General features: G+C 53.7%; 9 protein-coding genes. 1 reads left to right on the plus strand and 8 read right to left on the minus strand.

Annotated elements, in window-relative coordinates:
• Positions 1-14: 14 nt before the first annotated feature.
• A complete protein-coding gene (locus VGU61_RS20515) occupies positions 15-1487 on the minus strand; it encodes an ATPase domain-containing protein (RefSeq protein ID WP_326861151.1) in 1473 nt (490 codons plus the stop codon).
• Positions 1484-1915, minus strand: a complete 432-nt coding sequence (locus VGU61_RS20520; protein WP_326861152.1) for a hypothetical protein — start codon at positions 1913-1915, stop codon at positions 1484-1486. Before VGU61_RS20520 ends, VGU61_RS20515 begins: the two co-directional genes overlap by 4 nt.
• Before the next feature lie 594 nt (positions 1916-2509).
• On the opposite strand from VGU61_RS20520, the gene VGU61_RS20525 reads away from it, so the two are divergent.
• Positions 2510-3955: a DEAD/DEAH box helicase gene (locus tag VGU61_RS20525; RefSeq protein ID WP_326861153.1), complete on the plus strand. Its 1446-nt coding sequence runs from the start codon at positions 2510-2512 to the stop codon at positions 3953-3955.
• A gap of 52 nt (positions 3956-4007) precedes the next feature.
• Here the strand turns inward: VGU61_RS20525 and gluQRS are convergent, their stop codons facing one another.
• The 6 genes from gluQRS to VGU61_RS20555 form a co-directional block, all read right to left on the minus strand.
• On the minus strand, positions 4008-4901 hold the full coding sequence (gene gluQRS / locus VGU61_RS20530; protein WP_326861154.1) for a tRNA glutamyl-Q(34) synthetase GluQRS: 894 nt from the start codon (positions 4899-4901) through the stop codon (positions 4008-4010).
• A 98-nt stretch (positions 4902-4999) separates the two neighbouring features.
• Complete coding sequence (locus VGU61_RS20535) at positions 5000-6706, minus strand: DUF6311 domain-containing protein (RefSeq protein ID WP_326861155.1); 1707 nt, start codon at positions 6704-6706, stop codon at positions 5000-5002.
• Between the two features lie 296 nt (positions 6707-7002).
• Complete coding sequence (locus VGU61_RS20540; protein ID WP_414691671.1) at positions 7003-7323, minus strand: VanZ family protein; 321 nt, start codon at positions 7321-7323, stop codon at positions 7003-7005.
• 96 nt (positions 7324-7419) lie between these two features.
• Positions 7420-8643 (minus strand): tetratricopeptide repeat protein, encoded by a 1224-nt coding sequence (locus tag VGU61_RS20545; RefSeq protein ID WP_326861160.1) that lies wholly within the window; start codon positions 8641-8643, stop codon positions 7420-7422.
• Positions 8644-8648: 5 nt separating this feature from the next.
• Complete coding sequence (locus VGU61_RS20550) at positions 8649-10490, minus strand: adenylate/guanylate cyclase domain-containing protein (protein ID WP_326861157.1); 1842 nt, start codon at positions 10488-10490, stop codon at positions 8649-8651.
• 182 nt (positions 10491-10672) lie between these two features.
• Positions 10673-12013: glycosyltransferase family 1 protein (locus VGU61_RS20555; protein WP_326861158.1), on the minus strand; the 1341-nt coding region annotated here is incomplete at its 5' end.

Raw genomic sequence — 12013 nt, forward strand, 5'->3', positions numbered from 1 at the left:
GATATGTTCTTCGCTTATTTTTCGTCGACAACAGGGGGCTTCTTCGTCGCCTCACCTGAAAAAAGGTTTTGATAACCCCGCAAGGTATTGCCGATCACCAGGCCATCGTCGGTAATTGTGAACTGCCTTATTTCCGTACTGTGTACACAGCCCCGCACTTTCGGCACCATGATCATGCGTTTCAGATCGCCGTCGCTTTCGAAGAATCGCAATGCGATGACGGCGTCCGTCAAAAATGCCTTGTCCGACGAGACGAATTTGGTCTCGCCGTATTGTGCCGCGGGCTCGGTCGTAATCAATACGGTGACGCCACGCGCCGTCAGGTTGGCGACCATGCGATACATCGCTTCCAGGAAGTTGTGGCGGAATTCGGGAGCGATGACCAGTTCCAGGGTGGAGAGCGAATCAATGACCAGTCGTTTGGTCTGGTGCATGTCGATGGCATGAAGAAGATTGTCGACCACTTCCTCGACCGATAGTCCGAGCGAGCGGTTCTCCATGACCGTGATCTGGCCGGAACGGACCAGCTCAGCCAGCGGACTGGTCATTGCCTGAGCAATACTTCGTTCCAGCGAAGCAATCAGGCCATGCTCGCCATTCTTCGCGCCTTCGGCCAGGAAGGTCGTCGCAAGCACTGTCTTGCCCGAGCCCGATGGCCCGGCGACCAGCAGCGAATATCCCCTTGGCAGGCCTCCGCACAACATCGCATCGAGTTCGGTATTACCCATGGTGACCCGGGGCGCTTTGACGTCCATCCTTGTCGATTGCTCGCTGCGGCTGGGCTGGAGCACACGGGGATAGACTCGCAAACCATCGTCATTGATGCGGAAGGTATGCAAACCATCGAGGTGAGCTTGGCCGCGCATCTTCACGATGCGGATTTTGCGTACGACATAATTCTCGTGCAGGCTTTGGGACAAGCTGATCAGGCCGTCCGCCACGGTGAAAATCGGGCTGGCTTCGGACTCCGCATTCGGATATTCCCCGATCAGGAACGTCGTCGCCTCCCAGGTGGCGAGTTGAATACCCAATGTCTGGACGAACTGCTGGATGTCCGCGATACCCTCGTTGCCGGATTTGGCAGTGTGTACCACCGACTTGAACGAATCAACGAAGATGAGGCTGGGCTGGAAGTCGGCCACTTCGTTGAGAATGCGCGACAGCACTCCGCTGAATCCGTCGTTTTTCAAGTCGTCCGACAGATTCACGTACCGGATCATGGATCCGACCTTGTCGATATCGAAGAAGGAATATTGCTGCTGATACCGCAGCATTTTGAGCGGGGGTTCGCCGATGACGGTGAAAAATAATGCTTTGCGATGCTGGCCGACCAGCGAAAACATGATCTGGTGAGCGAGCGTCGTTTTGCAGCTGCCCGGTGCCCCTGCAATGACGTTGAATGAAAATTCGGTAAGACCGCCGCCCAGAAGCGTATCCAGTCCGGGCACGCCGGTAGGCAGTTTGCCTAAAACCACCTTGTCATTCATTTCCGGAAATCCTTTCCACTGATAGTGTTTGGCTTGTCATTCCAGGCCGAATGCAAAACGCGGGAAGTGAGCGACTCCCCAATCAGCGTTGATAACAGCTCGGTAAAGGTAGCAAGCACGAGCTTGCTTGTGCGCGCGGCATCTAATGCGTCCATCTGTTCTAATTCTTTTTGCAGTTTTTCGAACAGCGATCCAAGGGATTGCGCCGGGCTAGCTGCCGTCAAACCCGAGCATTGCGGAAGTGCAAGATGAACAGCCCGGGCATACAGGGATTGAAAGCCGGCTTCACCGATCAGCGGCGTCAGATGAAAGGCGACCCGCTCCCATGACCAGAGCGTGCGCGCCGCGATTCCGCCAGCGTCGGTCGCGCCTCCGGACGCCGGCGCAAGTACCTCGACAATCATCTGTTGACGCTCTTCGTGAGTCATACGCATGGGCGCTAAAGGGATATTCTCAATTCGTCGGTACGATGGTTTGTGACAAACACACCGCAACACATGCACCGAAGCATGCTGGTCGATGGGGACAGGCACTGCCGCGTCAATGCCCGGGCGATGGACAGCGCATTCTAACATCGTGTTCCGCCCGAATATTTTTTGCCGTCCGCTGGTTGAGCTAAATAAAAGCTTCCTGCACGATGGCTGCTTTAGGCAATGCGGGAAATGAACTCCGGCTGGTCTGCTGCAATCGCCGTGCGAAGAAGGCGCCGAGGCGCCAAGGTTTTTTGCGGCGGATGCAATTTTTTTCTCCGCAGGCGGTCAGAACGGGCAACTTACGCGATGCCAGATGCGGGGAAGTGCCTGATGTGATAGATCAGGCAGCGGAAGCGTATAATGACTGGCTGTTCAATTGGGAAGTAGCGATTTCAGGCTGCTTCTGCAGATTTCTTAAACGCAACTACAGACGGTTGCGGTCGCCGCCCCAGCGACGGCATGGCCGACCGGCATTCCAGCGTTACCAAGCGCTACCGGTCCGCCTCCGCCCATCGGTGCCGTCGTCAATCGGTCAAACCAATAGATACTATGTCAGACACCTCGTTAGCACCCGCGCAAAATACCGCTCCGGCCGTTCGTTTCGAAGATTTCGGACTGTCGCCCGATATTTTGCGTGCGCTTGCCGACCAAGGCTATATCCATCCAACGCCGATTCAGGCCGAGGCCATCCCGGTCGTCCTGAAGGGACGCGATGTGATGGGAGCCGCCCAGACCGGTACGGGCAAGACAGCAGGATTTTCTTTGCCGATCATCCAATTGCTGCTGGCCAATGCCAATAACAGCGCATCGCCCGCGCGGCATCCGGTACGCGCACTGATCCTGACGCCGACGCGCGAGTTGGCAGACCAGGTCGCCGACAACGTCAAAGCCTATTCCCGCTACACGCCCCTGCGTTCCACCGTGATTTTCGGCGGCATGGACATGGCGCCGCAGACCGCCGCGTTACGGGCCGGTGTAGAGATCGTCATCGCCACGCCTGGTCGTCTGCTCGACCATGTGCAGCAAAAGACCCTCAACCTGTCGCAAACCGAAATCCTGGTGATGGATGAGGCCGACCGCATGCTCGACATGGGATTCCTGCCGGACTTGCAGCGGATCATCAACCTGTTGCCGAAAGAGCGGCAGAACCTCATGTTCTCTGCGACGTTCTCGCCCGAAATCAAAAAGCTTGCCTCCAGCTTCCTCAAGAATCCGGTGACGATCGAAGTGGCGCGCAGCAACGCTACCGCCGACAACGTCACGCAGGTGCTCTACAAAGTCGAGGAAGAGGCCAAGCGTGATGCGGTCGCGCACATCATCCGCCAGCGCGGTCTGAAGCAGGTCATCGTGTTTTCCAACACCAAGATCGGCGCCTCGCGCCTGGCCCGCCATCTTGAAAAGGAAGGCGTGAAAGCGTCAGCCATCCATGGCGATAAAACCCAGGGCGAACGGATGGCGGCGCTCGAGGCGTTCAAGCAAGGTTCAATTGAAGTACTGGTGGCCACCGATGTCGCTGCCCGCGGACTGGATATTGCCGAACTGCCATGCGTGATCAACTTCGACTTGCCGTATAACGCGGAAGACTACGTGCACCGCATCGGACGCACAGGACGCGCCGGTGCGTCGGGCGATGCGATCTCGCTGTACACCGACAAAGACACCCGCCTCTTGGTGGACATTGAAAAGCTGATCAAGCACACGATTTCCAAGGTTGACCTGGCCGGTTTTGTCCCGCAACGCGCCGCTGAACGCCGTCCGCGACGCGACGATGCACCTTCCAGCCCGGCGCCGACGAGCCAAAGCACGGGATCGCAGTACGGCCGTGGAAACGGTGGCTATGGCGGGCGCAAGGAGAAAGTCGATCCGTGGTTCCTGAAGCCCTATGAGCCCCAGCAAAGCCCGGCATCGGAAGCCGACGTGGGCGGTGAGCATCCGTCTACAAAGCCGCAGAAACCTAAAGTCGCGGCGCTGCTGGGCGGCATTCCGAAACGCTGATCCGGCATTCGGGAATCGGTGCAAAACCGTTCCGAACGCACTTGGCGACGCACTACCGAATCGGAAACCGCTTTCCCCATAGCGGGATCGCGGTCTTCCAAAATGTCCCGATCGAGGAGGCACCCTCGACCTGCAACTGCAGAAATCGGGCCGCCGCGATCAGTTCATCCAGCGGATTTGCCAGATCCAATCCCCGCGCGCCGGTCTGCTTGGACAGTTTCTCCCCTCGCTCGTTGACGACGACAGGCACATGCAGATACGCCGGTGTCGGCAATTGCAGCAACCGCTGCAAATAGATTTGCCGCGGGGTCGAATCCAGCAAGTCTGCCCCGCGCACCACATGCGTTACGGCTTGGTCACCGTCGTCAACCACTACCGCAAGCTGGTATGCCCAGAACCCGTCCGCGCGCTTCAGGACGAAGTCGCCCACCTCCAATGCCAGATCCTGGCATACCTCGCCCATCCAGCGATCCGGAAAGCAAATGCGCCCGCTCGCATCGTCGGGAACGCGCAAACGGTAAGTACGCGCCGCCTTGCCTGGTGCCAGCCCGCTGCGGCAGGTGCCGGGATAGATAGCCGCACCGTCGGCGGCGAAGCTGGTCCGGGAATCGGCAATTTCCCGCCGTGTGCAGCCGCAGGGATAGGTATGGTCTTGCAGACGTTCAAGTGCATGCTGATACAGCGCCTTGCGATGGCTTTGCCAGATTACTTCGTCATCCGGCAGCATGCCGAAGGCCGCCAATGTTTGCAAAATCGATTCCGCCGACCCCGGAACCGTGCGTGCTTCGTCAATATCCTCGATGCGCACCAGCCATGTGCCTCCGTGCGCTTTCGCGTCCAGGTAGCTCGCCATCGCTGCCACGAGGGAGCCGAAATGCAGCGGGCCGGTGGGGGAGGGGGCGAAGCGGCCGATGTAGCGGGGTAGGTTAAAAATCATCAGTGACATTCAACTTTCGGCCGATTTACAGTGAATTAAAACGTTCGATGTACCGGATCTATGTCGAAGGTTCACCGAGTCAAATTCCTACTGCATGCTGACAACTTTTATTTTTTATATGGAGAGCTAACCGCTAGTCCCGTAGCTTTCCACTCGGTGTCATTAAATCCCTTCGAGCAAAGAACATTCTCTTTCCAGATTACGCACTCATCTTGTTGAAGCGCTTCTTTGAATCCTGCGGGTACCTCCCCAAAATCCTTCAATAATTCAGAGGCCATGACATACAGATGTCTAGATTCGAAACCATCCGCAAACAGTCGCTTGTTGTTCTCGCAATTTGCCGAATGCCGGGCCATATACCCCGTGTCTAAAAGTTTCTGAAAGTGGCTTGCAACCCGTTGGTAGTGCCAATAAACCTCAAGGTTTAAAGCGCCACAACCAAATGCCGGATAAACATGGATTTTATCTACCTTGCCCATTAATGGCGCCCATTGCACCAGATCTCCTTTTCCTGGTGCCGAAACAATGTTGGTAGTGTGAGAGCGCAATGAAGTAAGGTCTGTCCATTGAAGGGCAAAGGCGATGATAATAAGGAAAGCGCTGCGCCAGGATGCTTTCTTGAACAGAACAACCAGAGTCGCGAAAAGAATTACATATCCGACCACCCAGAAAAAGCGACCGCTTGCACGAAAGGTCGCCGTCAATATAGTAGGTAATGAATAAGAAAAAATTTCGTGTGAACCGAAATAGACACGGGACGATGCAGAGTAGATGGTAAAGAGTGCTAAGGTAATCAGGAGCGCAGGAAAGCGACGATGCAAAATTTTAACCTCTGGCCATGCCATGACCACGGCAAAGGGAATAAGCAGTAAAACGCCGGCGCCGAGATAGTTGTAGCCTTCGCTTTGGCCGCCGGTGCTATCCACGAAGCAGGATATAAGTTGGCCATCAACACCGCAAAACGGTGCCACCAGATTCATTGAAAACTGCGTGAATCCCCCTGCTTGGGCATTCTGTCCGAAATAGCCAAATACCATTCCCACCAATGCAATGGCAGCAATTGAAATTGTCAGCGCGGGCAATTGCCTTTTCCAGCCATCCCCACTCAGTGCTTGATCGCAAAGAAAAGCCAGAAATATCGGATAGCAGAAGGCAATATAGTATGGGTGAATCATCAACCCGATGATATTCAGGGTGATGAATGCAACAGCAATATTGCGAGTAGGTATTTGATTCAAGCGCCCGGAAAAATACAATGCCAGCGAACAAAGAATGAGCGCATGTGTCATCAGTGCCGCGTGACCTGTGCGCCACAAAAGAGCAGGCCAGGTGAGGCATAACAGCACTGTGACTACGATTGCAAACAAATGCCTCTGACCGAGCGAACGCATCAGGAATGTCGCAGCTAATGCCTGCGTCAAAAAAGCAACAGCATGCCAGATTCCAATGTAATGAAACTGAGGGGGGAGCCACGCACGTATGAGCTTGAAGAGTAATGCCGCAAGAGGAATTGTGTCGGCGAATGCAATATTGACTCCTTCAGGGTGACCCAGTCTATAGGTGTGGAGAAGGGGTAAATGCCAAGAGTCGTGCATGTAGAACAGCCAACCTGCAACTTGTGATGCAGGGTCTCCTTGTTCCAAAAAGAGAAACCCCTGGCTACCAAGAAGAAAATCTAGGGGATATTTTTGCAGTACATATATCGCCGCCAGCACAATAGCTACGGTGTACGCGAAAACCGACGTCCGGTCTTTCCATAAGAATCCGGACAGCCAATACAAGCTCGAAGCTGGCAAACTTGAATGTTGATACAAATTCATCCTCCAGGACGATTCATGGTCGCCTCGCTTGTGTTTCAAATAACTTTCGCCGCACGGCCGATTGCTTCAAGTTGAACAGCAAAGCAGAGTGGGCGACTCTCCAACAAAGCGCAGGTTTGTGGCTAAAGCAGGGTTTACGGGGCGGAGTGCTGGCAGAACCGGTGGCAAAAAGCTCCGGATTATATCCCACCCTTTGAAGGCGCTCTGTACATTAAGTAAAGTTTATATGCGATGCAGGCAAGACAAGCTGCCACCTCGGCAAAGGTAGGAATGACCTGGAAGGTGGCGACTCATAGCGGATTATGCACATACACAAAAGCGGTAAAAATACCTGCGGTATTGGCGGCGAGATCTTTCCAGCAAAAGCTGCGTCCGGGTACCAAGGTCTGCGCTATCTCGATGCTTAAACCAACTAAAAACAATACAAGAAACCATACCGACAATTCGGCCTCGCTTTTTACAATGCGAGTTGCCAAAAGTGACAAAGCCGCAAATGCTGAAAAATGTAAAACTTTATCGTTCGGCAAGGGTGGCAGCCAGCCTGCAGGTAAAAGGCAGCCGATGATCACCAACAGCGTTGTACTTATAAAGACGATTAATTCCACTTGCATCTTTGGCTTTACGGTCAGGTATGGGCTTCAATCGGCCGGACGGATTTGAAAGTTTCAGCAAAGAGGGCGATCTGCACCTACGTAATGAGAGATGTTCTAGAAGGCCTGCCATTGCCAGTTCAATTGAATTGAGCGGTTGTCATACTCAAAGATCGAGATATTTTCTTTGTTCCTTGTTTGGCGCCACTCAAAGTGCAAAGAATGACGATTATTGATTGGAACAATTACGGCAGCTCGTAATGTCCGAGTTTTCTGATGACGTGTTTGATCAATCAAGCCCGGAGAATAAGGAAGATCGCTGCGCCAGGATTGGTGTGTCCAACTGAGTTCGCCAAATGTATTTGTTGTGAGTGAGGTCCGACCATGAAGGCTTAGTAATTGCCCATGCCTGTTGCCACCCGGGCGAGTACTTGTGCCGCGGTCAGCCAAATAGCCCAAGCTACTGACAATTTGGTGCTGACCATGCTTATAGCTCAAAACGCCGCGGATATCCCACATGTTGGAATTGAAGTCACGTAGGGTGGGATAAATCACATGTGCTAATCCTGCTACGGCTTTCAGTTGAATATTATCTGGCAAGGGCAGTGGTGGAGTAATTTGCGCCTGCACTTGGCCTTGTTCTTGATAGAGTCGTCCGCCAAGACTAAGGGCTGCCAACGTACCCAAACCTCGAACGCCCCAATTTGCGATCCTCCAAGGATGTTCGACTGACGCAGCCAGAGAAGCGGTGTTGTACTTTGTTAAAGAATCGTTATGGCGAGCCTGAAATTGGATAAAACCGATGGTTCCATTAGCATTCAAATCGCGCGCATATTCCATTGATAAGAGTGTATAGCTATCTTTTTTCGGGAAATATTCAGGCAATAACTGCAACTCGATTCTTGTATCGCCGCTACCAATAGTGAAATTGGGATTACGGGTACCCTGATTTACGTTGCTATCGGTTCCTCTACCTATCGACATTAACGTGCGGGCTCCGGGCTGCCATGGCACGCAACCTTTTGTTCTCTGATAAGTAATGACGTCCATAATGCCGCTTGGCGGTGAGAACCGCTTTTCTATGCTGTCAAATAGCTGCTCGGCTTTTTCCGTATGGCCAAGTTCGCATTGAAGGATTGCCAAATCCAGCCATGCTCCGGCGTGTTCTGGTTCTTGCTCAATCATGCGTGCAAGCGTGTCGCTCGCATCTTTCTTTCTTCCTTCTGCAATAGCCTGCATCGCATCCAAATATAGATTTGGATTCCGATCGGGATCGGCTTGGGCCATTGCGGAGCCGGCAAATAACATCAGGACGATGGCATATCTGCGCAAAAGCGGCATGTCACTCACGCTTGCTGCTCCAAGGTGTATAACGTCGTTGGCTTTTCTTTCCCCCGCAGCACAATATCGCCCAGAAATCGCAATGTATGCCTTTTGGCGCGAGTCGCAGTTCCCTTTCCGACGACAAGATCATGTGGCATATCACGTGCCAGTTCCTGCAATCTTGATGCGACATTCACGCTATCGCCAACCGCGGTATAGATGCTTCGAAAGGAGGTGCCGAAATCGCCCGCCATTGCGGGTCCGCTCTCGATCCCGATGCGAACCCGCAATGCACGTTTGCCTTCCTTCTCCCGCTGCAGGCTAAATCGTTTTACTTCTTGCAGGATCTCATGCGCCGCGTCCAGCGCGAGATCCGCGTGCTCTTCGATCGCCAGTGGAGCTCCCCAAAATGCAACGAGCCCATCGCCGGTGTACTTGTCCAGCGTACCGTTTCTGGCCAATACCGGGCGTGTGAGGCAATCCAGAAAATCGCGTGTCAATTGTGCCGCTTCCTCAACCGAAAGCGCTTCTACCTGGCCAGTGTAGCCCTCCATGTCAGCAATGAGGGTAGTGACATCCCGGTGGACCGGAACAAGGGGATCGTCAACGCTGCTGCGCATTAACTCATCTACTACGGACTTTGCAACGTATTGATGAAGCGTATGCAGTAGATGCTGGGACCTTCGCTGTGTAAGCTGCCAATCAAACGGAACCGCGACTGCAAGTAAAAACAGGTTGGATATCAGCGGGGAGCTGGCAGAGAAGTCGGCGTCATGCGGCGCCATGACGTACGCTAAAAGAAGCCAAAGCAAGGACGCGCCTATAAGCAGGATGACGTTGTAGGCTGCAGGTAGACGAGGAAAGCTGTAGGCGGCAACTGCAGCAACCGCAATGGCGAACAGGACGGCAATAATGCGGCCCGGCCAGGCTGCCGGACTTTTTCCGGATCGATGGTCCAGCAAGGATGATAGAGCCGCAGCATGTACCATTACACCGCTAGTAGAGGCTGTCAGCGGGGTTGTTACGAGATCCGACAGACCAAGCGACGACGAGCCTATCAATGCTAATCGCCCAGATATGGCGTCCGCCGGTATGCGCTGATTTAATATGTCGGTGGCCGACACGACCATATAAGCAGACCAATCCTTGGAGAACGGAACGCGCCAGAATGGATCTTTGCTTGGGATGGCGGCGGAAGCACCGTTGTGGCAACAGGTGAAAAGCGCCAGAGAAAGGGTGGGATAGTTCCGTCCTTCAAACCAGGTGTATGTTGGTAAGCGGCGTACCGTACCGTCGCTATCCGGAACGAACCCAATGTTGCCTGTGTACCGTGCTTCGAGCAAGCCGGAGTGATTTGCAATGTATCCACTTGCTTTTGGATGATGGCTGGCCGCTTCGAATGTCCCGCCCGCAATTCTGCCGACCTGCAAAGGTACGCTCCGCGGAGCGTAGTCCAGCGCTTGCGCCAGAACGACTGGCCCATGTCTAGCCAGCATGGCGAGTCGTTGGTCACCTTCGCTGTCCGCTGCCTCAGGCAAAACCAAGTCCAAAGCGGCGCCTTGAACGCCGTAGGTGGAAATCAATGTCTCAAGAAGGGTCGCAAGACGACTTCTTGGCCATGGCCACGGTCCTGCTTCAATTAAACTGGCCTCATCGATATCAATAACGACTACCCGTGATTCTGGCTCGCTGGAGGCATGTACGCGAATGAACGAATCCCGTAGCCATTCATTCCCGAATTGGGCTTGGTCATCGAGTGCGCCATACTGCAGCAATACAGTAAGCATCACGGCTGTGGCGGCAATCAGTAATCGTGCCAACGCAGTCGGCCGCAACAAAGCGCGAATAAGAACCAATGCCCTCATGAAGGATGCGAGACACGGGATAACACAATACTCATAGCCGGCAATGCTCCGATACTGGATTGATAGCCGGAAAGTATAACGCCATAGCAGGTATAGAGCACTATGTACGGCGCCCGTTAATTCATCTGGACTCAGGTCCTGATTTCACTGGGCAGCCAATCACTTCTCAGGATGATGCGGATTTATGAATATGATCGATCGCTTGAAACAATGACGTTAATCGATTCGGAAGCAACCTGGCAGCCCGAAGATGACAGGTTTCCGGTGTTGTTTTTCAATCCGATAGCCGACAGCAGGCGTTCTGCGCTTTGCCGCCAGGTGACGGTCCTGATCTTCGCCGCCATTCCAAGGCGCTCTTGCGGCGTCAAGGTGGAAAACTCGATAACCGCCTCCGCAAGGTAACGCGAATCCGCTAGTGAGAAGTAGCGGGCACCGTCTCCGCCTACCTCTCGGAACACTGGAATGTCGCTTGCCAGTGTCGGCACATTGTGCAGCGCTGCTTCGACAATAGGTAATCCGAAACCTTCCGCAACGGAAGCCGCAATGAGTGCAGTCGCCGCGGCATAGCAAATTTCAATCTCTGCATCGGTAAAGCTTTCAACGAAAAACAGCTTCGTATTTAGCAGGGGATGATTGCGAATTTGTTCTATGGTTTTGGTATCAATCCATCCGACGCTGCCTGCGATACAAAGACGTACATTTGACCCATTGCGCCATAGTTCCTCAAACGCATCAAGCGTGAACTGATGCCCTTTACGCGGTTCAAGCGTTCCCACCATCAGAAAGAGCGGGGAGCTGTTATCGGCCGCCATTTGTCGTACAGGCTCGCGTACCGCGGTTTCGGTTGTGCGGACTGCGATGTCTCCTCCCAGAGGCCAGTGGAGGACCGAAAGCCTTCGTCGTTGCTGTATATTTTGTTCATTCAAATAGATTTTTACTTCATCCGCCGTCGCGCGTGAAATGCAAAGCAAGGTATCGCTTTCCTCAACCGCTAGCCTGAACCACGTGCGAAAAACAGTAACGAGCGCAGGAACACAAAGCTCTGGCGTGCGTAGCGGGATAATGTCATATATGACCGTGACAATTTTTCCTCCAAGTTCCCGCACAGTCTGGAAGATCGGAAGAAAGCCGCGGTATTGCTCCCATGATGAATCAATCATCAGCAAGGTGTCGCCCGGGTGAATGACTATTTGCTGTTCCGGCACGGATGAAGCTGGAATATCAAAGATTGAGCCGATCACTTTGCTGGCACGCCAAAGCGTGCCGTCCACCTGGTGCACTAGTTCGACCGGACATTGCATGCCTTCCAGGCCAACGATTTCATAGGCAATATTCCTGACGACGCGTTGAATGCCTGTCCGCGCATCCGACTTTGCCAACTGAGTAACGTCGATCAATAGTCGTGGCTGATTGCGAAGGCGCCAATTGCGCGCAGCAATTCTCGATACTTTCTGCAAAGTCGTGTCATCGGGCGACATGTGGCTTATGCACTCGGCAATGCGTTTGATCACCTGACTATCGTC

Origin of the sequence: Noviherbaspirillum sp., from assembly GCF_035944575.1 — a bacterium.
Lineage (GTDB): Bacteria > Pseudomonadota > Gammaproteobacteria > Burkholderiales > Burkholderiaceae_D > Noviherbaspirillum.

What these genes read in the sequence shown, in the direction of transcription:
- VGU61_RS20540 (WP_414691671.1), bottom strand. Translation starts at nt 7,323, where the DNA reads ATGCAAGTGGAATTAATCGTCTTTATAAGTACAACGCTGTTGGTGATC.
- VGU61_RS20550 (WP_326861157.1), bottom strand. Translation starts at nt 10,490, where the DNA reads ATGAGGGCATTGGTTCTTATTCGCGCTTTGTTGCGGCCGACTGCGTTG.
- VGU61_RS20520 (WP_326861152.1), bottom strand. Translation starts at nt 1,915, where the DNA reads ATGACTCACGAAGAGCGTCAACAGATGATTGTCGAGGTACTTGCGCCG.
- VGU61_RS20525 (WP_326861153.1), top strand. Translation starts at nt 2,510, where the DNA reads ATGTCAGACACCTCGTTAGCACCCGCGCAAAATACCGCTCCGGCCGTT.
- gluQRS (WP_326861154.1), bottom strand. Translation starts at nt 4,901, where the DNA reads ATGTCACTGATGATTTTTAACCTACCCCGCTACATCGGCCGCTTCGCC.
- VGU61_RS20545 (WP_326861160.1), bottom strand. Translation starts at nt 8,643, where the DNA reads ATGCCGCTTTTGCGCAGATATGCCATCGTCCTGATGTTATTTGCCGGC.
- VGU61_RS20515 (WP_326861151.1), bottom strand. Translation starts at nt 1,487, where the DNA reads ATGAATGACAAGGTGGTTTTAGGCAAACTGCCTACCGGCGTGCCCGGA.